At 64.5% G+C, this 25,718-nt stretch carries 23 protein-coding genes; 13 read left to right on the top strand and 10 right to left on the bottom strand.

The genetic code is table 11. From position 1 onward, the window contains the following. Nucleotides 1-220 precede the first annotated feature (220 nt). From FJW10_RS18545 to FJW10_RS18560, 4 genes are all read right to left on the bottom strand, one after another. Entirely contained in the window at nt 221-1,252 is a 1,032-nt protein-coding gene (locus FJW10_RS18545; protein ID WP_140901180.1) for a DUF937 domain-containing protein, read from the bottom strand. A gap of 102 nt (nt 1,253-1,354) precedes the next feature. Further along, nucleotides 1,355-2,728, bottom strand: a complete 1,374-nt coding sequence (locus FJW10_RS18550; protein ID WP_140901181.1) for a glutamate--cysteine ligase — start codon at nt 2,726-2,728, stop codon at nt 1,355-1,357. Nucleotides 2,729-2,882: 154 nt separating this feature from the next. Beyond that, on the bottom strand, nt 2,883-3,617 hold the full coding sequence (locus FJW10_RS18555) for a 16S rRNA (uracil(1498)-N(3))-methyltransferase (RefSeq protein WP_140901182.1): 735 nt from the start codon (nt 3,615-3,617) through the stop codon (nt 2,883-2,885). 132 nt (nt 3,618-3,749) lie between these two features. After that, nucleotides 3,750-4,397: a hypothetical protein gene (locus tag FJW10_RS18560; protein ID WP_140901183.1), complete on the bottom strand. Its 648-nt coding sequence runs from the start codon at nt 4,395-4,397 to the stop codon at nt 3,750-3,752. 85 nt (nt 4,398-4,482) lie between these two features. Here FJW10_RS18560 and FJW10_RS18565 point away from each other — a divergent pair, with 85 nt between their 5' ends. Together FJW10_RS18565 and FJW10_RS30975 are read left to right on the top strand one after the other, a co-directional pair. Further along, nucleotides 4,483-5,181: a type 1 glutamine amidotransferase gene (locus tag FJW10_RS18565; protein WP_140901184.1), complete on the top strand. Its 699-nt coding sequence runs from the start codon at nt 4,483-4,485 to the stop codon at nt 5,179-5,181. Nucleotides 5,182-5,521: 340 nt separating this feature from the next. Continuing rightward, nucleotides 5,522-5,653, top strand: a complete 132-nt coding sequence (locus FJW10_RS30975) for a hypothetical protein (RefSeq protein WP_263481599.1) — start codon at nt 5,522-5,524, stop codon at nt 5,651-5,653. Between the two features lie 42 nt (nt 5,654-5,695). Here the strand turns inward: FJW10_RS30975 and FJW10_RS18575 are convergent, their stop codons facing one another. The 3 genes from FJW10_RS18575 to FJW10_RS18585 form a co-directional block, all read right to left on the bottom strand. Continuing rightward, a complete protein-coding gene (locus FJW10_RS18575; protein WP_140901185.1) occupies nt 5,696-6,463 on the bottom strand; it encodes a metallophosphoesterase in 768 nt (255 codons plus the stop codon). A gap of 113 nt (nt 6,464-6,576) precedes the next feature. Next, nucleotides 6,577-7,713 carry an alpha-hydroxy acid oxidase gene (locus FJW10_RS18580; protein ID WP_140901186.1) on the bottom strand — a complete coding sequence of 379 codons (1,137 nt, stop codon included), beginning with the start codon at nt 7,711-7,713 and terminating at the stop codon, nt 6,577-6,579. 21 nt (nt 7,714-7,734) lie between these two features. Beyond that, nucleotides 7,735-8,538 (bottom strand): FCD domain-containing protein, encoded by an 804-nt coding sequence (locus tag FJW10_RS18585; protein ID WP_140901187.1) that lies wholly within the window; start codon nt 8,536-8,538, stop codon nt 7,735-7,737. Nucleotides 8,539-8,745: 207 nt separating this feature from the next. On the opposite strand from FJW10_RS18585, the gene FJW10_RS18590 reads away from it, so the two are divergent. The 4 genes from FJW10_RS18590 (at nt 8,746) to glcF (ending at nt 14,543) form a co-directional block, all read left to right on the top strand. Continuing rightward, nucleotides 8,746-10,068: a DUF3422 family protein gene (locus FJW10_RS18590; RefSeq protein WP_140901188.1), complete on the top strand. Its 1,323-nt coding sequence runs from the start codon at nt 8,746-8,748 to the stop codon at nt 10,066-10,068. Between the two features lie 163 nt (nt 10,069-10,231). After that, complete coding sequence (locus tag FJW10_RS18595; RefSeq protein ID WP_140901189.1) at nt 10,232-11,728, top strand: FAD-linked oxidase C-terminal domain-containing protein; 1,497 nt, start codon at nt 10,232-10,234, stop codon at nt 11,726-11,728. A gap of 274 nt (nt 11,729-12,002) precedes the next feature. Further along, complete coding sequence (locus tag FJW10_RS18605; RefSeq protein WP_140901190.1) at nt 12,003-13,208, top strand: FAD-binding protein; 1,206 nt, start codon at nt 12,003-12,005, stop codon at nt 13,206-13,208. Between the two features lie 9 nt (nt 13,209-13,217). Continuing rightward, the gene (gene glcF, locus FJW10_RS18610; RefSeq protein WP_140901191.1) at nt 13,218-14,543 is read left to right on the top strand and encodes a glycolate oxidase subunit GlcF; all 1,326 of its coding nucleotides are present in this window, start codon (nt 13,218-13,220) and stop codon (nt 14,541-14,543) included. Here glcF and FJW10_RS18615 read toward each other — a convergent pair whose 3' ends face one another. Together FJW10_RS18615 and FJW10_RS18620 are read right to left on the bottom strand one after the other, a co-directional pair. Then, entirely contained in the window at nt 14,544-15,464 is a 921-nt protein-coding gene (locus FJW10_RS18615; protein WP_140833499.1) for a bifunctional 5,10-methylenetetrahydrofolate dehydrogenase/5,10-methenyltetrahydrofolate cyclohydrolase, read from the bottom strand. It lies immediately after the preceding gene. Between the two features lie 372 nt (nt 15,465-15,836). Further along, the gene (locus FJW10_RS18620; RefSeq protein WP_140833497.1) at nt 15,837-16,577 is read right to left on the bottom strand and encodes a L,D-transpeptidase; all 741 of its coding nucleotides are present in this window, start codon (nt 16,575-16,577) and stop codon (nt 15,837-15,839) included. A gap of 211 nt (nt 16,578-16,788) precedes the next feature. On the opposite strand from FJW10_RS18620, the gene FJW10_RS18625 reads away from it, so the two are divergent. From FJW10_RS18625 to FJW10_RS18660, 7 genes are all read left to right on the top strand, one after another. Further along, on the top strand, nt 16,789-17,427 hold the full coding sequence (locus FJW10_RS18625) for a DNA-3-methyladenine glycosylase I (protein WP_140901192.1): 639 nt from the start codon (nt 16,789-16,791) through the stop codon (nt 17,425-17,427). 73 nt (nt 17,428-17,500) lie between these two features. Further along, the gene (gene hisS / locus FJW10_RS18630; protein WP_140901193.1) at nt 17,501-19,006 is read left to right on the top strand and encodes a histidine--tRNA ligase; all 1,506 of its coding nucleotides are present in this window, start codon (nt 17,501-17,503) and stop codon (nt 19,004-19,006) included. Nucleotides 19,007-19,184: 178 nt separating this feature from the next. Then, entirely contained in the window at nt 19,185-20,303 is a 1,119-nt protein-coding gene (locus tag FJW10_RS18640; RefSeq protein WP_140901194.1) for an ATP phosphoribosyltransferase regulatory subunit, read from the top strand. Next, complete coding sequence (gene hisG / locus FJW10_RS18645; RefSeq protein ID WP_140901195.1) at nt 20,300-20,998, top strand: ATP phosphoribosyltransferase; 699 nt, start codon at nt 20,300-20,302, stop codon at nt 20,996-20,998. The genes FJW10_RS18640 and hisG overlap by 4 nt, the downstream gene beginning before the upstream one ends. A gap of 69 nt (nt 20,999-21,067) precedes the next feature. Next, nucleotides 21,068-22,834, top strand: coding sequence for an AMP-binding protein (locus FJW10_RS18650; RefSeq protein ID WP_140901196.1), 1,767 nt, complete (start codon nt 21,068-21,070; stop codon nt 22,832-22,834). A 10-nt stretch (nt 22,835-22,844) separates the two neighbouring features. After that, the gene (locus FJW10_RS18655; protein ID WP_140833484.1) at nt 22,845-23,468 is read left to right on the top strand and encodes a poly-gamma-glutamate hydrolase family protein; all 624 of its coding nucleotides are present in this window, start codon (nt 22,845-22,847) and stop codon (nt 23,466-23,468) included. Nucleotides 23,469-23,599: 131 nt separating this feature from the next. Then, complete coding sequence (locus FJW10_RS18660) at nt 23,600-24,667, top strand: calcium:proton antiporter (protein WP_246674313.1); 1,068 nt, start codon at nt 23,600-23,602, stop codon at nt 24,665-24,667. 45 nt (nt 24,668-24,712) lie between these two features. On the opposite strand, the gene FJW10_RS18665 is transcribed toward FJW10_RS18660, so the two are convergent. Continuing rightward, entirely contained in the window at nt 24,713-25,621 is a 909-nt protein-coding gene (locus FJW10_RS18665) for a hydrogen peroxide-inducible genes activator (RefSeq protein WP_140901198.1), read from the bottom strand. Nucleotides 25,622-25,718: the final 97 nt, after the last annotated feature.

Genomic DNA, 25,718 nt, shown 5'->3' on the forward strand with positions numbered 1-25,718 from the left:
AACTATCGAGGCAGCCGAATGCAGCAACTACTTCGCAAACTCCGGATACGCATCCGTCAAAACGTGAAAGACTCTAGAATCCATGCCGTGACGTTGATGTACTGTGCAGAATTCTGCTCCGCTGCACCCTTCGGCGAAGGTAACGGCATGGATCCTCGGGTCTACGCTCCGCTTCGCGTCGCTCCGCCCGTGGATGACGACCTCGCCGTCGACGCGCTACCTAGCGCCGGTCCATGTCGCGTTTGAACTGATCGAAGATCGTCCCGACATTCTTTTCATATTCGTCGCGCTGCTGGGCACCGGTCTCGAACATCTTGCCGAAGATGTCGTCGAACGGATTTCGCGGCCGGCCGCTCGGGTTGGTCTGCGGTTGTTGCGGCGCGCTTTGCTGCGGCTGCGGCTGGGGCGCCGGTTGTCCCCCAGGCATGCCGAAACCGCCGCCGCCCTGGCGCAGCATCTCCTCGAAGATCTTGCCGAGCGGGTTGCCGCCATAGGGGCTTTGCGTCTGCTGTGGTTGAGTCTGCTGCGGCTGCTGCGCCGCACCGCCGCCGAACATATCCTGCAGCACCTTGCCGAGCGGGTTTTCGCCGTACGGACTGGGCGCCTGCTGGGGCTGGTTTTGCGGCTGCGGCCCGCCGCCGCCGAACATGTCCTGCAGCACTTTGCCGAGCGGGTTCTCCCCATAGGGATTGGGCGCGGGCTGCGGCGCCTGGCGTTGCTGCGGCGCCGGCGCAACGCCGCTCTGCCGCATCATCTCCTCGATGATCTCGCCGAGCGGATTGTTGCCACCACCGAAACCGCCGGCGGCCTGCATCTGCCCCCCACTCAATTGATTGTTGGTCTGCTTGAACAGCCCGCCCATCATCATCGAGGCCAAGGCCGGCAGCATCTGCTGCAGCACCTGCTGGCTCAATCCCGTCGCCTGCGCGGCCTGGCTCGCCACGGCGCGCGACAGGTCCTTCGATCCGAACAGATGGCCGAGAATGCCGTTGCCCTCATCGATGCCTTGCGGGGAAAAGGCCCTCGTGGCGTCCTCGAAATACTTGGCGTGCTGGCCGCTTGCCATCGCCGTCATGAAGGCGCCCATCCCGTAGGGATCGGCGGTATTGCGCTGCAGCCCTTGCGAGAAGGCGGGCAGCAACGCCTGCACCGCGGCCTGCGTCTGCTGCATCGAAAGCCCGTATTGCTGGGCCAGCGCCTGCATGCCGGCGCCGTTCTGGGCTTGAGCGAATATGTCGAACAAGGAAGGCATTGGCATCTCCTCCGAGAACATCCTCGTGGAAGAAACCTAGTTCGTTTCCATTCCTGATTGAAGCGGCTTTCGTCGCGCCACCGTCACGCGGAACCCCGACGGTTAATAGGCATACTCCATGAACACCGGCTCGATCGAGCCGCCCCAGCGCGTGTGATAGGCCGACAGCATCTCCTCGGCGCTGGTCGTACCGCGCGCGACCACTTCGTCGAGTGTGTTGAGAAACGAGGTCTCGTCATAGCCGTCGCGGTTCTTCTTGCCGCGGTTCTTGAGCCCCACGCGCGAGATGGCGAGCACGTCGCGGGCGACGTCGCGCAGGGTGGCATTGCGGAATGGCGCCGCAATGCCTTGCTCCGGCACGGCGTTGCGCATCGCCAGGGCTTCTTCGTAGGTCCAGCTCGCCGTCAGCGCCTCGGCGGCATCCAGCGCCTGCTCGTCATAGAGCAGCCCGACCCAGAAGGCGGGGAGGGCACAGATGCGCCGCCACGGGCCGCCGTCGGCGCCGCGCATTTCGAGGAAACGTTTCAAGCGCACGTCGGGAAACAGGGTCGAGAGATGGTTTGCCCAATCGCCCATCGTCGGCAGCCCATCGGGAATCTCGTTGCGCGCGGCGCCTTCCATGAACTGGCGGAACGTGTAGCGCGTCATGTCGTGATAATGGCCGTCGCGGATGACGAAATACATCGGCACGTCGAGCGCCCATTCGACGTAGTCGGCGAAGCCGAAATCGGGCGAGAAGCAGAATTCGAGCATACCGGAGCGCTGGTTGTCGGTATCGCGCCAGATGTCGCCGCGCCAGCTCTGCAGGCCGTTCGGCCGGCTCTCGGTGAAGGGCGAGTTGGCAAACAGCGCCGTCGACAGCGGCTGCAGCTTCAGCGACACCTGCATCTTGCGGCGCATGTCGGCTTCGCTCTCGAAGTCGAGGTTCACCTGGATCGTGCAGGTGCGGTACATCATGTCGAGGCCCTTGGTGCCGACCTTCGGCATGTAGCGGGTCATGATCTCGTAGCGCGACTTCGGCATTTTCGGCGTGTCGGCAAGCGACCATTTCGGGCTGCCGCCAAGGCCGAGGAAGCGAATACCCATCGGTTCGGCGATCTCGCGCACCTGCGCCAGATGCGCATTGCCCTCGCGACAGGTCTGGTGGATCGATTCCACCGGCGCGCCGGACAGTTCGAACTGTCCACCGGGCTCCAGCGAGATCGCGCCCTGGCCGGTCGGCTCGACCAGGCCGATGATGCGGCCGGCATCCATGATCGGATCCCAGCCGAGCTTTTGCTGCATGCCTTCGAGGATGGCGCGGATGCCGCGTTCGCCGCCATAGGGCACCGGCGCGTTGCCGTCGACATAGAAGGGGAATTTTTCGTGCTCGGTGCCGATGCGCCATTTGTCGCGCGGCTTGTTGCCGGCGGCCAGATAGCCAACCAGTTCGTCGATGCCTTCGATGGGCTGGGTATCGGTTGTGTCGCGCGCCATAAAAAATGCCCTCCGCAGCGGTCGGTCGACCGCCGGGCGCTAGATGGACGAAATGTCAGTAGCCGATCAAGCGAAAAATCCTGAGCCACGGCTCAACTGGATTTGATCTGCGTGGCTCGCCTTCCCTTCTCCCACGAGGGGAGAAGGAAAGATCCTACCAGTCGCCGATCGTCGCCTGGATCGCCGCCAATGCTGCCACCGCCGCCGTGTCGGCGCGCAGGATGCGTGGCCCGAGCGGAATGGCGGTGACGAAAGGCAAGGCTCTCAGCATCTTGCGCTCGTCGTCGGAAAATCCGCCCTCGGGTCCGACCAGAAGCGCAAGTTTCTTCTCACTCACCGCTTGCAAGGCCGGCAGCGGATTGTTGGTCGAGGCATCCTCGTCGCAGACGATCAGACGCCTCTCCTTGTCCCAATTGGCAAGCAGCCGTTCCAGCTTTTCCGCTTCGCGCACCTCCGGCACCGCCAGGATTCCGCATTGCTCGGCCGCCTCGACGACATTGGCGCGCAGCCGATCGATGCCGGGCTTTGCCACCTGCGTGTGCTGGGTGATGACCGGCTGCAATTCACCGGCCCCCATCTCGACGGCTTTTTGCACCAGGTAATCGAGCCGGCCCTGCTTCAGCGGTGCAAAGCAATAGACGAGATCGGGCAGCGGCGGCTGCGGCCGCTGCAGCTCGAGCACCTTCAGCCGGACCGCCTTCTTGGACTTCGCGGCGATCGAAGCCGACCATTCGCCATCGCGGCCATTGAAAAGCAGGACCTCGGCGCCTTCGCCGAGCCGCAGTACATGGGCGAGATAGTGGCTCTGCTGCTGTCCAGCGTCGAATTCGAGGCCGGGCCCGAGATCGTCCGGCACGAACAGGCGTTGCATTTTGTAATTGGCGCGCATGGCCCAAGCAGGTTCCGCAAAAGTGTCTCGCGGTTTTGCGATCAGAACCTGCGAAAAACAAGGGAATCTAAGCAGATATTCACGGGACATCCCACAATATCTGCCTGGCAATGGGCGAGGCGCTGGGCGTCGTCAAGTATCGGCGGTCGGATGCCAGGCTGGCGCAAAGCCTTGCCGCAACACCGCGATGCTGGTCGCCGGCGTCAGCAGGCGCAGTGGCCGGTCGTCCAGGCGATCGAAGCCAATTGGACTGGCGTAGCCCGCGAACGACCATTTGCGTGCCGCGCCGGCGCGCAGCGCATAAGCCACGTCGCCGTCCGCGATCATCGTGCCATCAGGCAGGGCGCCAAGCTGCGATGTGGTCACGACGGGCGGCTGTCCGCCCGAGGCCAGCCGTTCCTTGTGCAGCCGCTTGTCGACCATCGGCGCGCGGGGGAGTTCAATGCCGAACGCTTCGCCGAAGCGGCTCACGAAATCGGTCGCCCGTTCGCGCCGGCAGAAGAAACAGGGCCGATGGCCGGCGGCCAATGCCGTCACCTCGTCGAGGAAGAAGAGCTCGGTCCACCCGGCCTTGCCGCCAGGCCGATTGCGGCCCATCGGCTCGCGCCGGACATTGCGGAACTGGCAGACGCAGATGATCCAGGCCGGCAAGGCCCAGCGCTTCTTCAGAAGCGTCTTCGTCTCCGGGTCATGGATGATGCCGCGATTGCCGGTGAACAGGCCTCGTTCCGGCACGGCATGGATAGCGCCGAAGGGATCGACCCGGTTCTGCAGTGGCATATCTTTCTCTCCGCTGCGCATCTTGGCTGAAACACGGGCAGCATGATATCGCTCGCCCCAGCATTTTCATGTCAGCAGGTTTTCGATGCGGGTTTTGGTCGTCCAGAATTTCGACAATGAGGGCCTTGGCCAGATCGGCGCCGCCCTTATGGAAGCCGGCGCCGACATCGATCTGCGCAAGCCTTACCACGGCGAAGCGCTGCCGCAGGACAGCAGCGAGCATGACGCCATGGTGATGTTGGGCGGCGCCCAGAACGCGCTCGACGACGAGATCTGCCCCTACTTCCCTGCATTGCTCGACCTGACCCGCGATTTCGCCGACAAGGATCGTTCGGTGCTCGGCATATGCCTTGGCAGCCAGCTTGTGGCGCGCGCCTTTGGTGGCGCCAACCAGATCGGCGGCGCCACCGAGTTCGGCTGGCATAAGGTGTCGCTGACACCGGCCGCCAAATCGGATCCGGTCCTTGCGGCGCTGCCCGAGAAATTCCCGATCTTCGAATGGCATGACGACACGTTCGGCCTGCCGGAAAACGCCGTGCGGCTGGCCGGCAGCTCAATCGCCGAAAACCAGGCCTTCCGCCTCGGCCGCGCCGTCTATGGCTTCCAGTTCCACTTCGAGGCGGATACGCCGATGGTGCGCGACTGGAGCACGTCCTTCGCTGGAATGATCGCCGAGCGCCATCCCGACTGGAACGACCGGCTCGACGACGAGCTGGCCCGCAATGGCGCCGACGCCGACGCCGCCGGGCTGGCGATTGCCCGCGCCTGGGTGGCGACGATCTAAAGGCTTGCCCGATACTCAGCTGATGCCGGCCTGGCCTCAACACACCTAAGCGGCGCCGGTCCAGCACGAGGCGTGGCATAATTGGCACGCTTGCTGGTTTCCGCCTGGGGACAACATTCTTCTTTCTTGGTTTGTGTCCGGCCGCTCGCTTAAGAGGGCGCGCTTTGTATCGTCGGTGCAACCGCCATGAACCTTTTGTGTGATCCAGCCGACACACCGGCGATACAGAATCTGCTTAGAAGCGCGAAATCGTCGAAACATTGAGACGCATTTTATCGTTTCAACGCATTGGTAACCGCCTCGTGCCCAGATGCAGAAAGCTTAACCAGAGATGACGTCCGTGAAAGCAGCTCTCCTGTCTTTTGTCATGCTGTCTGCCATCGTGCTCTGCGGCCTGGGCATTTATGCCGCCGACGCAGCGACCAACCACCGGGCCGTCGACGGCTACGGCGTCACCGCCTCGCTGAACTAGATCCCGACAAAATCTGAGGCACATCCGCGCCGGGGGTAGCGCCTAAAACGCCTTTCCCTGCACGGCGATGATGCGTTTGTCGCCGCCATCGATGGCGAGCGCGCTCAGCGTTCCGGATTTCCAGGCAAGCGTGTCGACATTGACGCGGTTGGCCTTGACCTCGGCCACGGGTACCGGCGTGTGCCCATGCACGATCACCTTGGGAAAGAGACCGGGGTGGTCATGGAAAGCATCGCGGATCCAGATCAAGTCCTGCTGGCTCTGACGGTCGAGCGGCACGCCCGGCCTTATCCCTGCATGGCAGAAGAAGAAGTCGCCGAAACTCACCGAAAAAGCCAGCGATTGCAGGAAATCGACATGGCTGCGTGGCACCGCTTTCACCAGGGCCATATGTCCCCGCGCGATCGCTTCCGCCTTGCCGAACCAATGGCCGTCGCGCAGCAGATCCACGCCATAGGATTGCGCCGTCTGCACGCCGCCGTAATTCATGAACAGGCCGTCCGGCTCGGCATCGGCAAGGAATTCGAGCATGCCGATGTCGTGGTTGCCGGCGAGTATGATGTTGCGCGGATCGCGTTTCTGCGCCTCGATCAGGAAATCGATGACGCTCCTGGAGTCCGGTCCGCGGTCGACATAGTCGCCGAGATGGATGATGCGCCAGTCGGACGCGGGCGCATATTCCAGTTCGCTCTCGATGCGCCGGTGCATGGCGGCGAGCAGGTCGTGCCGCCCATGCACATCGCCGATGGCATAAAGCCGCATGCCTTCCGGCCCGCTTGCGTCGAGGTAGTGGATGCCGGTTTCGGTCAAGGAACCTGTCTTTTCGTGTTGGTCGCCGCGCGCAAGCTAGGACCAATCGATGAACAACGCCCTAGCGCCGCAGCTTGTCCTTGCCATGTCCGCGATGAGGCGCTCGCCGCGCGCTAGCGCCGAAGCTGATCCTTGCCCATGTCGGTCACCAGACGCTTGCCGCACAACGCCAGCGTGATGTCCATTTCCTTGCGGATGATTTCGAGCGCCTTGGTGACGCCATCCTTGCCCATGGCTCCGAGGCCATAGAGGAAAGGGCGGCCGATATAGGTGCCCTTGGCGCCGAGGCAGAGCGCCTTGAGCACGTCCTGGCCGGAGCGGATGCCGCCGTCCATATGCACCTCGATCCTGTCGCCGACGGCGTCGGCGATCTCTTCCAGCACGGAGATAGAGGAAGCGGCGCCGTCGAGCTGACGTCCGCCATGGTTGGAGACGACGATCGCGTCGGCGCCGGTCTGCGCCGCCATCAAGGCGTCCTCCTTGTCGAGAATGCCCTTCAGGATCAGCTTGCCGCCCCAGCGCTCCTTGATCCAGGCGACATCCTTCCACGACAGCTGCGGATCGAACTGCTCATTCGTCCAGGACGACAGCGAAGAGACGTCGCCGACGCCCTTGGCGTGGCCGACGATGTTGCGGAAGGTGCGGCGCGGGGTGCCGGCGATCCCCAGGCACCAGCGCGGCTTCAGCGCCAGGTCGATGATGTTGGCAAGCGTCATCTTGGGCGGTGCCGAAAGCCCGTTGCGGACATCCTTGTGGCGCTGTCCCAGGATTTGCAGGTCGAGCGTCAGCACCAGCGCCGAGCATTTCGCCGCCTTGGCCCTGTCGATCAGGTTGAGCACGAAATCCTTGTCGCGCAGCACGTAGAGCTGGAACCAGAACGGCTTTTTGGTCACCGAGGCGACATCCTCGATCGAGCAGATGCTCATGGTCGATAGCGTGAACGGAACGCCGAACGCTTCTGCCGCCTGCGCCGCCAGCATCTCGCCATCGGCATGCTGCATGCCGGTAAGCCCGGTCGGGGCGAGCGCCACCGGCATCGCCACCTTCTCGCCGATCATGGTCGATTCCAGCGAGCGGTTGCTCATGTCGACCAGCACGCGCTGGCGGAACTTTATCTTGCCGAAATCCTCTTCGTTGGCCCGGTAGGTGCTCTCCGTCCAGGCGCCGGAATCGGCGTAATCGAAGAACATCTTCGGCACCCTGCGGCGTGCCAGGTCCTTGAGGTCGGCGATGGTGAGGATTTCGCTCATGGTTGTCCCGCTAATCTGTGCTTAGGAGCGTCTTCGTGTGGGTTCGATGTCGCCGGCGTCCGAGCGCTGTCTGAGGCGCAGCCTGGACACGCGCTGCCAGTCGCCGCTGCGCTCGGCTTCCGCCATCGAGCGTTCGACATAGGTGATGTGGTCCATCGCCGCCTTGCGCGCCGCGATCGGATCGCCGGTCTTGATCGCGATATGGATCGCACGGTGCTGCGCGAGCAGTGCCTCGCGCGCGCCGGGCACGCCGAACACCAGAAGCCTGTTCTGGAACACGCCCTCGGAGAGCAGCCGGTAACAGGAGCGCAGCGTGTGCAGCAGGATGATGTTGTGCGCGCATTCGCACACCGCATGGTGGAACTCGACGTCGATTTCCGCCTCGTCGTCGAAGTCGCCGGTCCGGTGCGCTTCGTCCATGCGCGCCATGATGCGGTCGAGCAAGGCCAGATCCTCCGGCGTCGCCCGGCGAGCCGCATACTCGGCCGCCACCGCCTCGATCTCACGCCGGTATTCCAGATAATCCGTCACCGCCTTGCGGTGCGTGGAGATCAAGTCCGTCACCGGCTTGGTGAAGAGCTGGCCGATCACGTCGGCGACATGCGTGCCGCCACCGGCCTTGGTCGTCAGCAGCCCACGGCCCTCCAGCGCCTTCAGCGCGTCGCGCAGGATCGGCCGCGACACGTCGAACTGGCGCGCCAGCTCGCGCTCGCCGGGCAGCCGGTCGCCGGTGCGCAGCACGCCTTCGAGGATCAGGCTCTCGATCTGCTGCACCACCTCGTCGGCGGTGCGCGAATGTTCGATCCTGGAGAAAATGTCGCTCAAAGAGACGCCTGGAGAACGGGATGGAGATGATCCAGATTAAAGCCTCTGTTGCCAACTGGTCAAATTATTTATCCAATTCGTCCAGTCTGGTCGCAGAGTTCGTAGCGCTTCAGCCTCTCCGGACGCCAATATTTGCTGTTTACGCGTCCCGCCGATTGCCGCAAGACGACCGGATTGCACGATGGGTCGAAACCAGGGGGACCAGCCGTGTCGGACGAGACGTCCAAATTCGAATTCCAGCCGCGCGCCCAAGGCAGCGTGATGGGCTTCCCGGCGCATGAGGGGCGACCTGGCGCGCTGGGCGAAGTCCATGCGCGTCCGCACCCGCTGATCGAGAAACCGCGGGTGCTGATCCAGCTTTCCTTCATGACCGAGGGCGGCGCCGCTGTCGACCATGCCGTGCTTTCGGAGCTGTCGCGGCGGCTGGGTATCGCCGCGCCCGAGCGCAATGCGCGCCACCATGCCATGAAATGGGGCAAGGGCACGCTGCGCTGGGAGCGGCACACGGAATTCTCGACCTATCTTTGGGAAGGGCCGCTGGCCGAAAACGCCCGAGCGCAGGAGGATTCGCCCTTCGGCAACGGTTTTTCGCCACCGGGCACCGTGATTTCCGGCATCCGCCTCGAAATCCGCAAATGGACGCAGACGAGCGAAAGACTGGTTGCCGGCTTCGACCCGACCAGCCTGTGCTATTCGCTGGTCGAGCGAGGCGCCGCCGCCATCATCACTGATTTCCGCCAGGACGGCGACGGCTTGACGCGCATGCTGGTGCTCGATCGCGGCCTGACGCCGGCCAGCACCGGCGCCTTGTCGCAGCGCCTGATCGACATCGAGACCTATCGCACGCTCGCCATGCTTGGCCTGCCGATGGCGTTGACGCTGTCCGGCCGCGCCCGTCGCATCGAGGACCGCCTGGCGCAGACCACGCTGGAAATGAAGGCGGTCCAAACCCGCGACAGCCAGACATTGCTCGCCGATCTTACCGAACTTGCCGCGGAGCTCGAGGCCGACGCCGCATCCAGCCTCTATCGCTTCGGCGCCAGCCGCGCCTATGACGGCATAGTCACCGAAAGACTGGAAGCACTGGATGAAGAGCCGGTGCAGGGTTACGACACCTGGGCGGGCTTCCTCTTGCGGCGCATGGCGCCGGCCATGCGCACCTGCCGCTCGGTCGAGGAGCGCCAGGCCAACCTGTCGCGAAAACTCACCCGCGCCACCACGCTGCTGCGCACCTGGGTCGATGTCGAGGTGGAGAAGCAGAACCGCGACCTGCTCGCCTCGATGAACAACCGCGCCCGGCTGCAACTGCGCCTGCAGCAGACCGTCGAGGGCCTCTCGGTCGCCGCCGTGTCATACTATGTCGTTGGCCTCATCGGCTATCTCGCCAAGGGAGCCTCGGTCTTCGGCCACGCTTTCGCGCCGGAAGTCGTTACCGCGGCCTCCGTGCCGGTCGCCATCCTGCTTGTATGGTGGGGCGTACGCCGCGTACGCAAGATGCATTCGGAGCCGGCGAAGCATCCGGGCGAATAAGCAGCCAAGCTTCATTCGGACCCGACCCGGGCCGCAGCGGCAGATTGCCGCTGCGGAAGCTTGCGTTTACGGTTGGCGTGGAACGCGATCAAAGCAGCGTTTGCAACGGATGCGACGAACTGGTAAAGGATTTTGACCAGTCAAAGCCAGATGAGGCTGCCCGATGTCCGGCCTAGCCATGCCCAAGCCAGATGCCGAAACGCTGCGCCGTCGCGCCGAGATCGTCGCCGACATGCGCATCATCGTGCCGGGCGAGGGGGTCGTCGACGCGGCCAATGAAATGCGCGCCTTCGAAAGCGACGGCCTCACCGCCTATCGGCAACTGCCGCTGGTCGTCGTGCTGCCGGAGACGGTGGCGCAGGTCTCCCGCGTCCTGAAATACTGCAACGAGCGCAACATTCGCGTCGTGCCGCGCGGCTCCGGCACCTCGCTATCGGGCGGCGCGCTGCCGCTCGAAGATGCCGTGCTGCTGGTGATGAGCCGCTTCAACCGCATCCTGGCGATCGACTATCCGAACCGCGTCGTGGTCGCCCAGCCCGGCGTCACCAATCTCGGCATCACCACCGCCGTCGAGCAGGAGGGCTTTTACTATGCCCCCGATCCATCCTCCCAGATCGCCTGCTCGATCGGCGGCAACGTCGCGGAAAATTCCGGCGGCGTGCACTGCCTGAAATACGGGCTCACCGCCAACAACGTGCTGGGCATCGAGATGGTGCTGATGAATGGCGAGGTGGTGCGCCTCGGCGGTAGCCATCTCGACCAGGAGGGCTATGACTTGCTCGGCGTCATGACCGGCTCCGAAGGCCTGCTCGGCGTCGTCACCGAAGTGACGGTGCGCATCCTCAAGAAGCCGGAGACGGCGCGCGCGCTGCTGATCGGCTTTCCGACCAGCGAAGAGGGCGGCCAGTGCGTCGCCGACATCATCGGCGCCGGCATCATCCCGGGCGGCATGGAGATGATGGACCGCCCGGCGATCCACGCGGCGGAAGATTTCGTCCATGCCGGCTATCCCCTCGATGTCGAGGCGCTGCTGATCGTCGAGCTCGACGGTCCGGGCGTCGAGGTCGATCACCTGATCGGCCTAGTCGAGGCGATCGCCTATCGCAATGGTTCGACCACCTGCCGCATCTCGCAATCCGAGGAGGAACGGCTGAGCTTCTGGGCCGGCCGCAAGGCCGCCTTCCCGGCGGTCGGCCGCATCTCGCCCGACTACTACTGCATGGACGGCACCATCCCGCGCAAGGAACTGCCGAGGGTGCTTGCCGGCATGCGCGATCTTTCCGAGAAATATGGTCTCGGCGTCGCCAATGTCTTCCACGCCGGCGACGGCAATCTGCACCCGCTGATCCTGTACGACGCCAACGTGCCGGGCGAACTCGATAAGGCCGAGAGTTTCGGCGCCGACATATTGCGGCTCTGCGTCGAGGTCGGAGGTGTGCTGACCGGCGAACACGGCGTCGGCGTCGAGAAGCGCGACCTGATGCCGGAAATGTTCAATCAGGTCGACCTCGACCAGCAGATGCGGGTGAAATGCGCTTTCGATCCCAATCATCTGCTCAACCCCGGCAAAGTGTTTCCGCAACTGCGCCGGTGTGCGGAGCTGGGAAGGATGCATGTGCATCGCGGACAGGTGGCGTTTCCGGATATTCCGAGGTTTTGATGGGCGGTCAATTTCGGATGACTGCGTTCCTTCGCGCCCCCCTCTGTCCTGCCGGACATCTCCCCCACTTGGGGGGAGATCAGCTGTCATCGCAGCCTTCGCCAATCTTCGACGTTGCGAGGGAGGCGCGGCGGCAAAAATTGCCAATCTCCCCCCAAGTGGGGGAGATGTCCGGCAGGACAGAGGGGGGCGCGAAGGAACGCGGCCTGTCGCCGTCTCGGGCTTCGCCCGAGCCACCTCTCCCCCGCTTTGCGGGGAGCGAGGAACTGGAGCCATGACCACCTTCACCCCATCCACACCCGCCGAAATCCTCTCCACGGTCCAATGGGCAGCGGCGGAAGAAACGCCGCTGGAAATCCTCGGCCACGGCTCGAAGCACGGCATCGGTCGTCCGCTGCAGACCGAGCATACACTCGACCTGTCGAAACTCACCGGCGTCACCCTCTACGAGCCGGCCGAACTGGTGCTGTCGGCCCGCGCCGGCACGTCGCTCGCCGAACTCGAAACACTGCTTGCCGAAAACGGCCAGCAATTCGCGTTTGAGCCGATGGACTACGGCCCGCTGCACGGCGGCGACCCGGGTAAAGGCACCATCGGCGGCCTGCTTGCCTCGAACGTCTCCGGTCCCCGTCGCCTCAAGGCCGGCGCGGCGCGCGACCATATCCTTGGCGTTGCCGCTGTTTCGGGGCGCGGCGAGGCGTTCAAATCGGGCGGCCGCGTGGTCAAGAACGTCACCGGCTACGACCTGTCGAAGCTAATGGCGGGAAGCTGGGGCACGCTCGCCGTGCTGACCGACGTCACCTTCAAGATCCTGCCGGCGGCGGAAACCGAAGTGACCCTTGCCATCCGCGGCCTGCTCGACGATGCAGCGGCCGCTGCCATGGCGCTGGCGCTCGGCTCCAGCGCCGAAGTGTCGAGCGCCGCGCATCTGCCGGAGCGCATCGCCGCGAAGGTCGCAGGCGGCAAGCACGGCAGCGATGCCGCCACGCTGCTGCGGGTCGAGGGTTTTGGGCCTTCGGTCGTCTACCGCATCGAGGCGTTGAAGCAGTTGCTCGGCACGGCGGGTCCGCTCGAAGAGATCGCGGGCGAGGCGTCGAAGACGATCTGGCGCGATATCCGCGACTGCGCACCCTTCGCCGATGGCGGCGCACGGCCGGTCTGGCGCGCCTCGATGGCGCCGTCTGAGGCGCATCACATGGTGATGGCGCTGCGCATGCAAGCGGCGGTCGACGCGTTCTACGACTGGCAGGGCGGCCTGGTGTGGCTGTCGATGCGCGAGGACGATCCGGAGGCCGAGTTGCTGCGCGGATTGATCCGCAAGCATGGCGGCGGCCACGCGACGCTGGTGCGGGCGTCCGCCCCGCATCGCGCGGCCTTACCGGTGTTCGAGCCGCAACCGCCGCATCTTGCGGCATTGTCGGCGCGGCTGAAGGCCGAGTTCGATCCCAAGCAGATTCTCAACCCCGGCCGCATGGGTTAGGACCGCGACATGCAGACCAATTTCTCAGCAGCGCAGCTCGCCGACCCGCATGTCGCGGAAGCGGAAAAGATCCTGCGCAAATGCGTGCATTGCGGCTTCTGCACCGCCACTTGTCCGACCTATGTGACGCTCGGCAACGAGCTGGATTCGCCGCGCGGCCGCATCTACCTCATCAAGGATATGCTGGAGAACGGTCGGCCGGCGGACAAGGAGATCGTCACCCATATCGATCGTTGCCTGTCCTGCCTTGCCTGCATGACGACCTGCCCTTCTGGCGTGAACTACATGCATCTGGTCGACCATGCCCGCGCGCATATCCAGGAGACTTACAAACGGCCGCTGCTCGACCGGCTGACGCGTGCCATGCTGGCTTTCGTGCTGCCTTACCCGACCCGCTTCCGCGCCGCGTTGAAGCTTGCCGGGCTCGGCCGGCCGTTCATCGGCTTGTTCGAAAAGCTGCCGGCGCTGAAGCCGGTCGCCGCGATGCTGAAGCTCGCGCCGTCCTCGATCGCGTCGGCATCGCCAATGATGAAACCAGGCACGCATGCCGGGCAAGGCATACGGCGTGGTCGTGTGGCGATCCTGACCGGCTGCGCGCAATCGGTGCTCGACCCCGCCATCAATGAAACGACCATCTCCTTGCTGACCAGGCTCGGCGTCGAGGTCGTGGTGCCGGAAGGCGAGGGCTGCTGTGGCGCGCTGGTTCACCACATGGGTCGCGAGGCGGCCGCCCTAGCCTCGGCGAGGCAAAATGTCGACGCCTGGACACGCGCCATCGACCAGGGCGGGCTCGACGCCATCGTCATCACCGCGTCCGGCTGCGGCACGACGATCAAGGACTACGGCTTCATGCTGCGTCTGGATCCCGCCTATGCCGAAAAGGCGGCGCGCGTCTCGGCGCTGGCCAAGGACGTCACCGAATATCTGGCCTCCCTCGACCTGCCGGAGCCGGCGCGCAAGCCGGGCACGGTCGTCGCCTATCACTCCGCCTGCTCGATGCAGCATGGCCAGAAGATCACGCGTCAGCCGAAGGAGCTTCTGGCCAAGGCCGGCTTCGTCGTGCGCGAGCCGCGCGAGGGGCATCTGTGCTGCGGCTCGGCCGGCACCTACAACATCCTGCAGCCCGACATTTCCGCCAAGCTGCGCGGCCGCAAGGTGAAAAACATCGAGGCGACCGGCGCCGAGATCGTCGCCACCGGCAATATCGGCTGCATCGCGCAGATCGCCTCCGCGGCGAAGCTGCCGGTGGTGCACACGATAAAGTTGCTCGACTGGGCCTATGGCGGTCCGAAGCCGGAAGGCGTTTCCGGCAGCGGTTTGATCGCCGCGGAATAACTACTCCGCCGCGAGCTGATCCGGTACGCCGTAGGTGGCGCGGTAGAGCGCGCGCTGGCGGTTGAGCGCCACCATGGTGTTGCGCAAGAGGATCGCGACCGTGAGCGGGCCGACGCCGCCCGGCACCGGCGTGATCCAGGAGGCCACTTCCTTGACGCTGTCGGTATCGACGTCGCCGACGATACGGGTTTCGCCGTCAGGCCCGACCTCGGAATTGATGCCGATGTCGATGACGGCAGCGCCCGGCTTCACCATGTCGGCCTTGATCAGCCTGGGCTTGCCGACGGCGACGAACAGCGCATCGGCGCGGCGCGCATGGGCCGCCAGCGAGCGCGTCATGTGGTGGCACACCGTCACCGTCGCGCCCTCGCTCATCAACAGGAAGGCGATCGGCTTGCCGACGATCTCGGAATGGCCGACGACGACCACTTCGAGCCCCTTGAGCTCGAGGCCGGTCTCCTTCAGCAGTTCGACCGAGGCCGCCGCCGTGCAGGGCGCCAGATCGAGCTGGTTGTAGACGATGTTGCCGATCGAGGCCGGATGCATGCCCTCGACGTCCTTCAGCGGATGTACCGCCGCCTGCAGCGTCTTGATCGGGATATGCGCCGGCACCGGCCGCTGGATGATGATGCCGGTGACGCGCGGATCGGCGTTGAGGCCATGGATCGCGGCCTCCAACTCGCCGGCGGTGATGTCGGCGGCGAAGCGCCGCTCCTCGAAGCCGATGCCGGCAAGCGCTGCCTTGGCGCGCTGGTTGCGCACGTAGACATCGACCGCCGCGATATCGCCGACGGTGATCGAAACCAGCTTAGGCGGAAAACCCTCGGCAGTGGCGATCGCCGCGTCCTCGCGAACGGAAGCGACGATGCGCTGGGCGACCGGGCCGCCTTTCAGATAGCGGCTGTCGTCGGTCCGGATCATGGCTGGCACCTTTTGCCTTCTTGAGCAATTCAGGGGACAGGCGCTGGAGCGGCTTTCTGTCTGGAATTGCCTAACAACTAAGATTTTGTGCGCTGCAATAGCAGAGGAGCGCCGGGAAATCAGCCCCGAAAGCGAAACCGCCTGCTTTCGAGGCGACTTGCCGCGCCCTGCATCAGAAGAAAAACTCAAAAAACGAAAAGGGCAGCGCGATTGCCCGCGCTGCCCTTTCGTGACCGGCCGTATCCCCACACGGCCCGTCCCCCGTAAACTCTGTCACCGGTTTAAGCACATCCCGCGGGATCGTACTATGACTTGGCGGCAACAGCAGGAGACTAAAAGCGTTGCGCCGTCTAACCGGCTGATTCGCTGCGACTATATCACCTCGACCGTGGTTCCGACATTCACGCGTTCGTAAAGGTCGACGACGTCCTCGTTGCGCATGCGGATGCAGCCGGAAGACACCGCGCCGCCGATCGTCCAGGGCTGGTTGGTGCCGTGGATGCGGTATTCGGTGGTGCCGAGATAGAGCGCGCGCGCCCCGAGCGGGTTCTCGATGCCGCCGGCCAGGTAAGTCGGCAGGTAGCGGCCCTTGGCCGCCTCGCGCTTGATCATCTGCGCCGGCGGGCGCCAGTCCGGCCACACCTTCTTGTCGGTGATCTTGTGCGTGCCCGACCATTCGAAGCCGGGCTTGCCGGTGCCGACGCCGTAGCGTCGCGCCTTGCCGTTCTTCTCGACCAGGAAGAGGAAGTTCTGATGCGTATCGATGATGATAGTGCCCGGCTTCGCCGGCCCGTCATAGGCGACTTCCTGAGGCAGGTAGATCGGGTTGATCTGTGGCCGCATCACCATGCGTTTGGCCGGCTGCTGCACGGCCGCCGTGCGCTGCTGGTCGGGCTGTGCCTGGAAGAGGCGGCGCAGCGGCTGCTGCGTTGCCTGCCGGGCCGGGCGCACGATGCCCGGCGCGCGGCCAAGCTGCAGCACCCAGGGCGCCGAAAGGTCGGGGCTCACCATCACCGGCGGTCGGTCGGCGTACCGGTCATTGGCAAGGGAGGTCGTGGCGCCGGCGGCAAGAATGACCACCGCGCCAAGCAGGGAACAAAACGCTGTCTTCATCGGAACGCACCTTGATCGTCGAACTCGTCCGGGCGGGAGGGCCTCGGCTTCGCGATCCTTGGCGCGTAGCGGCAAGCAAAGCATGAATCGGAATGCGTAAAATGCCGCTTTGTCAGTAAACCTTTTGGTGTGGTTACCGGCCGGTTCAGGAATCTGGTAAAGCCACCGTAAACTTGGCGCTGAGGCGCGTTAACGGACGGATTTGGTAGCGATGACAACTGAACATGCCGGCATTCTCGACGGTCCCGACGGCAAGGCGCGCTGCTTCTGGCACGGCAACCTGCCCGACTATCTCCACTATCACGACCACGAATGGGGCCGGCCGGTGACGGATGATCGCCGGCTGTTCGAGAAAATCTGCCTGGAAGGCTTCCAGTCGGGCCTGTCGTGGCTGACCATCCTGCGCAAGCGTGAGAATTTCCGCGAGGCCTTCGCCGGCTTCGACTTCGACAAGGTGGCGGCGTTCACCGACGCGGATGTCGAGCGCCTGCTCGGCAATGCCGGCATCATCCGCCATCGCGGCAAGATCGTCTCGACCATCAACAACGCAAAACGCGCCCGCGAGATGGTGGACGAGTTCGGCTCCCTGGCCGCCTGGTTCTGGAAGTTCGAGCCGGGCTCGCAGGAGCGGCCCGAAATCGTCGACGTCGCGCATCTGCGCGCCAATCCGACGACGGCGGTGTCGGTCAGGATATCGAAGGAGTTGAAGAAGCGCGGCTGGAGCTTTGTCGGTCCCACCACCGTCTACGCCTTCATGCAGGCCATGGGCCTGGTCAACGACCATCTCGAAGGCTGCTACTGCCGGACGGAGGTGGAGAAAGAGCGCAAGAGGCTCAAGAGGCCGAAGTAGAGGCGCTAACCCTTGCCGCTCCAAGCAGCATCGTTTAGGAAACGCGCGCCCATTGACCAGAGTAGATCATCCCATGGCCGACAAATCGGAAAAGACGAAAGCGCGGCTGCCGCGCGGTTTTGCCGACCGCAGCGCCGAAGACATCCGCGCCGTCGAGAAGATGATGGCGACCATCCGCTCGGTCTATGAGCTCTACGGCTTCGAGCCGGTCGACCAGCCGATGATCGAATACACCGATGCTCTCGGCAAATTCCTGCCCGACCAGGATCGGCCGAACGAAGGCGTGTTCTCCTTCCAGGACGACGACGACCAGTGGCTGTCGCTGCGTTATGATCTCACCGCGCCGACAGCGCGTTTCGTCGCCGAGAATTTTGAAAAGCTGCCAAAACCCTATCGCAGCTATCGCTCCGGCTGGGTGTTCCGCAACGAGAAGCCCGGCCCCGGCCGCTTCCGCCAGTTCATGCAGTTCGACGCCGACACGATTGGTACGCCGGGCGTCGCCGCCGATGCCGAGATGGCGATGATGATGGCCGATGTCATGGAGGCGCTGGGCATTAAGCGCGGCGACTACGTCATCCGGGTGAACAACCGCAAGGTGCTCGACGGCGTGCTGGAGGCGATCGGACTTGGCGGCGACGAGAATGCGGGGCGCCGGCTGACGGTGCTGCGCGCCATCGACAAACTGGACAAGCTTGGGTCGGAAGGCGTGAGGTTGCTGCTCGGCCCGGGGCGCTGGGATGGCGGCAAGGAAGGCGAGGGCGATTTCGCCAAGGGCGCCGGGTTGAATGACAAACAGGCCGAAGCGGTGCTTCTTGCAACGGCGAGGAACGGCCAGGCCGGCCAGGATTCCGGCGTAGGCGCCAACTCTGTCTATCAGGAAGGCATTGGCGAACTCGCAACGATCGAGGCTCTGGTCAGGGCTGCGGGTTATGGCGAAGACCGTGTCGCCATGGATCGTTCAGTCGTCCGCGGCCTCGAATACTACACCGGCCCGGTCTTCGAAGCCGAGCTGCTGGCCGAGATCCCCAATGACGAAGGCCAGATCGTTCGTTTCGGCTCGGTCGGCGGCGGCGGGCGCTATGATGGGCTGGTCTCGCGCTTTCGCGGCGAGCCGGTGCCGGCGACAGGCTTCTCCATCGGTGTCTCCCGCCTGATGACGGCGCTGAAGAACCTCGGCAAGCTCGATATCTCGGATGTCATTGCCCCGGTCGTGGTGCTGGTCATGGACAGGGATACGGAAAGCCTCGGCCGCTACCAGAAGATGGTCGCGGACCTCCGCGCCGCCGGCATCCGCTCCGAAATGTATCTCGGCGGCGCCGGCATGAAGGCGCAGCTGAAATACGCCGACCGCCGCGGCAGCCCGGTCGCCATCATCCAGGGCGGCGACGAGCGTGCCAAGGGCGAACTGCAGATCAAGGACCTGATCGAAGGCGCCCGCATGTCGGCCGAGATCACCGACAATGCCGAATGGCGGGCGGCACGGCCGGCGCAGGTGACGGTGGCGGAGGGGGAGCTGGTTGGCGAGGTGCAGAAGATACTTGCGGCGCAGGCTGCTGATCGCGCGAAGGGTGGCGCTTGAACACCCCCCTCTGTCCTGCCGGACATCTCCCCCGCAAGGGGGGAGATTGGATGTCGCGTATGCTTTCGCCAATCTCCAGCGTTGGAGAATGGGAGCCGAGCCCAAAACTGCTGATCTCCCCCCTTGCGGGGGAGATGTCCGGCAGGCCAGAGGGGGGTGCCTCGCGCCCTACCTATCCATGACCACCCGTCCCGCCATCGCCGCAGACATCGTCCAACTCTTCGCCACCCGCGACACCCACGCCGTGGAAGTCGCTGTCCTGCAGCCGGCCGATCCGTTCCTCGATATGGCCGGCGAGGATCTGCGCCGCCGCATCTTCCTCACCGAGAGCGAGACCGGCAAGACGCTGTGCCTCAGGCCCGAATTCACCATCCCGGTCTGTCTCGACCACATCGCCAGCCAGGCCGGCACGCCGCGCCGCTATTCCTATCTGGGCGAAGTGTTCCGCCAGCGCCGCGAGGGCGGCAACGAATTCTTCCAGGCCGGCATCGAGGACCTCGGCGATCGCGACACGGCCGCCGCCGACGCCCGCTCGCTGGCCGATGCGCATGCGCTGCTTTCGCTGGTGCTGCCCGGCCAGACACTTGCCATCACGCTCGGCGACCAGACTTTGTTCGAGGCGGTGCTGGCCGCGCTCGGCTTGCCGCGCGGCTGGCGCATGCGGCTCGCGCGCGCCTTCGGCTCGGCGCCGATGCTGGAGGCAGCCCTTGCCGACCTCGCCAATCCGCCGCGCAACAGCCAGCTCTCCGGTCCGGTCGCCTTGCTTGTGCTCGACGGCGATGCGGAAGGCCTCGCCGCGCATATCTCTGCCGGCATCGAGGAGGCCGGGCTGTCGGCATCGTCCGGCCGCGCGCCTGCCGATATCGCGCGGCGTCTGATCGAGAAAGCGCAACTGCGCAGCGTCCGCCTATCCAACGAGGCGTTCTCGGCGCTTAAGGGTTTTCTCGAGATCGACGTCGCGCTCAGCGGCGCGACCGCGGCGCTCGAGAAATTCGCCGCCGATGCCGGCCTGTCGCTGGGACCGGCGCTGGAGAATTTCGCCGGCCGCGCCAAGGCGATCGAGGCGCATGGCCTGTCCTCGGCGCAAATCCGCTATGACGCCGCCTTCGGCCGTCCGCTCGATTACTACACCGGCCTGGTCTTCGAGATTGCCGCCGGTGACGGCGACCGCCCGCTGGCCGGCGGCGGCCGCTACGATCGGCTGCTGACGCTGCTCGGCGCGAAGAAGCCGATACCCGGCGTCGGCTTTTCGGTTTGGCTCGACCGTATCGAAGCCTTGCGGGAGAGCGCGAAATGATCACGCTGGCGATCCCGTCGAAGGGCCGTCTCAAGGAGCAGTCGCTCGAAGTGCTGGCCAAGGCCGGCCTGGCCGTCACGCTACCTGGGGACGACCGCAAATACCGTGCGCGCATCGACGGCCTCGACGATGTCGAGGTGGCCTTCCTGTCGGCGTCCGAGATCGCCGGCGAGATCGGCCAGGGCGCGGTCGATCTCGGCATCACCGGCGAGGACCTTTTGCGCGAGAACCTCGCCGATTGGGAAGCGCGCGCCGAGATCGTCGCCCGCCTGGGCTTCGGCCATGCCGATGTCGTGGTCGCCGTGCCCGACATCTGGCTCGATGTCGATACCATGGCCGATCTCGACGACGTCGCCGCCGATTTCCGCCAGCGCCACGGCCGGCGCTTGCGGATAGCTACAAAGTACTGGCGGCTGACGCAGCAGTTCTTTTCGCTCAAGCACGGCATCCAGGTCTACCGCATCGTCGAAAGCCTCGGCGCCACCGAAGGCGCGCCGGCGGCGGGACTGGCCGACGTCATCGTCGACATCACCACCACCGGCTCGACGCTGCGCGCCAACCACCTCAAGGTGCTGGGCGACGGCACGATCCTGAAGTCGCAGGCCTGCCTGGTGGCTTCGAAGAAGGTTCGTGATATGGCGGATGAGGGGCGGTTGCAGGAAATCGCCGCCAAAATGGCGGCGCTGGTCGCGTAACCCATACCTTCGCGGGTTTCCACCATCCCGGCAGGCTGATAGGCTGGCTTATCCCGGGAGGAGACGGCGATGGCGATCAAACTCGACGAGCTCATGAACGCCACCAATCTGCGCGGGCGCGGCGCCGGCGGCACCTTCATTGCCCCGCTGGGCGGCAAGGCGCATGTATCGGGCGATCGCTTGGTGCCCCTGCTCGACAAGACCATTCCCGAACTGTTTTCCGAAACGGTGAGCAAATACGCCACGCTCGACGCCGCCGTTTTCGTTGGCCAGGACAAGCGCTTCACCTGGAGCGAGCTCTCGGACGCGGTCGACGCCTTGGCCGCCGGCTTCCTGGCGCTGGGTCTGGAAAAAGGCGACCGCGTCGGCATCTGGTCGCCGAACCGTTGGGAATGGCTGGTGACGCAGTTCGCCACCGCGCGCATCGGCCTGATCCTCGTCAACATCAACCCGGCGTACCGGCTGACCGAGCTCGAATATGCTCTCAACAAAGTTGGGTGCAAGGCGCTCGTCACCGCCGCCCAATTCAAGACATCCGACTATCTCGGCATGATCGGAACGCTTGCGCCCGAGCTCGCCGCCGCCGAGCCCGGCAAGCTCAAGGCCAAGAAACTGCCGGCGCTGAAGATCGTCGTCCGCATGGGCGACGACAATTCGCCCGGCATGTTCAATTTCGGCGATGTGCTGGCCATGGCCGGGCGTGACGAACATGACAGCCTCGACCGCATCTCCGAAGGCCTGAAGCCCGGCGACGCCATCAACATCCAGTTCACCAGCGGCACGACGGGTGCGCCGAAGGGCGCGGCGCTGACGCATTCAAACATCGTCAACAACGGCAATTTCGTCACTTCGGCGATCAGGCTCACCGCCGATGACCGGCTCTGCATCCCAGTGCCGCTTTACCATTGCTTCGGCATGTCGATGGGCACGATGGGCTGCGTCTCCAAGGGCGCCGCCATGATTTTCCCGGGCGAGGGCTTCGATGCCGGCGCGACGCTGAAAGCGGTCGCGCAGGAGCGCTGCACGGGGCTGTACGGCGTGCCGACGATGTTCGTCGCCATGCTCGACCATGTCGATTTTTCCAGCTTCGACCTCTCCAGCCTGCGCACCGGCATCATGGCCGGCTCACCATGCCCGATCGAAGTGATGAAGAAGGTGGTGTCGCTCATGCACATGGCGCAAGTGACGATCGCCTATGGCATGACGGAGACCAGTCCCGTCTCCTTCCAGAGCAGCGTCGACGATCCGCTGGAAAAGCGCGTCTCCACCGTCGGCCGTATCCATCCGCATGTCGAGGTCAAGGCGATCGGCGCCGACGGCGCCGCCGTCGCGGTCGGCGAGCCTGGCGAGCTCTGCACGCGCGGCTATTCGGTGATGAAGGGCTATTGGGACGACGCCGACAAGACCCGCGAGGCGATCGACGCCGACGGCTGGATGCACACGGGCGACCTCGCCACGATCGACGCCGAGGGCTACTGCAACATCGTCGGCCGGGTGAAGGACATGGTCATCCGCGGCGGCGAGAACGTCTATCCGCGCGAGGTCGAGGAATTCCTCTATCGCCATCCCAAGATCAAGGAAGTTCAGGTCTTCGGTATCCCGGACGATAAATATGGCGAGGAGCTCTGCGCCTGGATCGTGCTGAAGCCCGGCCAGATCGCCACCGCCGAGGAGATCAAGGCCTTCTGCGCCGGCCAGATCGCGCACTACAAGGTGCCGCGCCACATCCGCTTCCGCACCGAGCTGCCGATGACGGTGACCGGCAAGCCGCAGAAATTCCTAATGCGCGAGGCGATGGTGGAGGAATTGGGATTGGTGGCGCAGAAGACGGCGTGAAACGGCATTTATGGACAACGAGTTTCCAAATTTTGCGGCGCTGAAAGCCGCCAAAATCGAAAACATAGATTATCGCATAGTCGTCCGGCGCGGCGCGCGAACCGGTAGTGCCATCGTCATCGCCCCGCATGGCGGCAAGATCGAGCCCCGCACCTCCCTGATCGCCGAGACGATAGCAGGGGGCGATCTGGATATGTATTGCTTTGAAGGGCTCATGCCGGAAAGCAACCGGGAGCTGCACATAACATCCAGGAATTTTGACGAGGCAACCGCGCTGGAACTGTTGCGGACGAAGTCCACTGTCGTCGCTATCCACGGTCGCCAGGATCGGGACGATCTCGCGACAGTCTACATGGGCGGCAAGGATGCCGCGTTGGTTTCAGAGATAGCCTGGCGTCTGCAGGAGGCCGGCTTCCAGACAAAGAAGGATAACCATCCGTTTCCGGGTGTCCAGGATTCGAACATCGTCAACCGAGGACTGACGGGCAAAGGCGCACAGCTGGAAGTGCCCTTCTCGCTGCGCCGTCGCATGGGGAACGAGCCGGAACTTCTGGAAAGATTCTGTGGGGCGGTTCGCAAGGCCATCGAGGCATTCGACGCCAGAAATGATGCCCGGTCCTCAATCGAGTTTTGAACGGTACGCTTGGCGGGCAAAGATGCCCATGAGAGGTGCTCCCCGCGCGCTTTTCGGCTAAGTTCGCGCAAACGCATGGCCTTCGGGGGGCTTGAATGACTGGTTACCGGCGGTCGGTGACTTCCTACACGATGCCGTTGGCCGCGCTGGCGATGGCTCTCGCGGTCAGGGCCAGCGGCCTCTCGGTCGACGAAGGGTCGCTGAACGCCAGGATACTCGTTGGAGCGCTGTCGAGCGCCATCATGTTCACCACCATTTTCGTGGTGCTCGACCACGCCGAGGCGCTCGCCCGGCGTATAGGGGAGCCCTACGGAACCTTGGTGCTGACTTTTGCGGTGACGGCGATCGAAGTGTCGATCATCGTCTCGATGATGCTGCATGGAGCAAACAACCCGACCCTGGCGCGCGAATCCGTTTTCTCGACGGTGATGATCACCTCCACTGGCGTTGTCGGCATCTGTCTCACGCTTGGCGGCTGGCGCTATCGCAAGCAGGCGATCCTCCGGCAAGGGACCAGCGCCTACCTGTCGGTTCTGATCGCGCTGACCGTGATGACGCTCATTCTTCCGACTTACACCCAGGCCACGGATCCCGGCACGTTTTCGGCGGCTCAGCTTGGTTTCGTCAGCGTCCTTTCGGTGTTGCTCTATGCGAGCTTCGTGTTTGCCCAGACCGTCCGGCACCGGGAGGACTTCGTCCAGGGACAGGCGCACGGCGTTCCGATGCTAACCGCCTCCCACAAAAGCATTTCCGTCAGCGCCCTGCTGCTGCTGAGCGGGCTCATCGGCATTGTCCTGCTCGCAGAGCAGGTCGCCGCGAGCGTGGAGGATGCGCTCGCGGCCTATAAGGTGACCCAGGCCGACAGCATCGTGGGAGCAATGATCGCGGCACTGGTTTTGATGCCGGAGGCGATCTCGGCGATCCGCGCCGCCTTCAAGAATGAGCTGCAGCGCAGCCTGAATGTCGCGATGGGCTCGGCCTGCGCCACGATCGGTTTGACGATACCGGCGGTCGCGGCGGCCAGCCTGCTGACGGGCAGGGGGCTGACCCTGGGGCTTCCAGCCTCCGATGCCGTGCTTCTGGTGCTGGCGCTTTTCATATGCAGCGTGAGCTTCAGCACCGAAAGGACGACCTTCCTGACCGGCATGGTCCATGTCGTGGTGTTTTTTACCTATGTGTTTCTGATCTTTGTGCCGTGAAGGCTGCTAGCGGGCGCAGGGATGGAGACGCGTCGAAGCGCGGCTTCATACCCCCAGCACCGCCCGATCCAGCCCGCGTATGATCCTCGCCAGTTCCACGCACTCGTCCTGGCGCACCTTGTTGCGGCGCCAGGCCATGCAGATCATGCGCTGCGGCATCGGCTCCTGGAACGGCACGACCCTCAGATCCGGCATGACGCCGGCGGCACTTGCCGCCATTTCCGGCACCAGCGTGACGCCGAGCCCATGCGCCACCATCTGCAAGAGCGTCGTCAGGCTGGTCGCGCCATAGCTTGCCATCGCCACCGGCCGCACATTTCCGCAGACGGCCAGGGCCTGCTCGCGCAGGCAGTGGCCTTCCTCCAGAAGCATCAGCCGCTCCAGCGCCGGGCTCTCGGGCGGCACCGGCGGCGAGGCGAAGGCCGGATCGCCGGCGGGAACGGCGAGGAAGAAGCGGTCGGGAAACAGTTCTTCGGTGACGATTTTCGGCTGATCGAGCGGCAAGGCCGCGATGAAGGCGTCGAGCCGGCCGGACGTCGCGTCCTCGACCAGCGACGCGGTCACCGCTTCGCGCAGTTCGAGTTGGAGGGAAGGGTAGTGTTTTCTCAACTCCGGCAGCACATGCGGCAGGAGGTAGGGCGCGACCGTCGGAATGATGCCCAGCCGGAAGCGTCCCTCCATGGCAAGGCGGCCGCGCCGGGCAGTCGTCTCGACGTCACGTATGTCGGCCAGAATGCGCTCGATACGCGGCTGCAAGGCAAGCGCCTCGTCGGTCATGCGCACTGTCTTGCCGCCGCGCTCGAACAACAGGCAGTTCAGCCGCTCTTCCATCTCGGCGATCTGCGCGGAAAGCGCCGGTTGGCTGACGCCGGCAAGCTTCGCGGCGCGGCCGAAATGCAGCGTTTGCGCCAGCGCGTCGAAATATTGCATCTGCCGGACAGTGAGGCCAATCATAAGCAAATCCTATCAAATGAAACAGGAAAGGCAATTTGTCTTTATCGGCTGGCCGGCCTAGTCTGGAATCATTCCAGGTTGGCGCGGCCAGCGGCCG

The sequence above is a fragment of the Mesorhizobium sp. B4-1-1 genome (genome assembly GCF_006439375.1).
Lineage (GTDB): Bacteria > Pseudomonadota > Alphaproteobacteria > Rhizobiales > Rhizobiaceae > Mesorhizobium.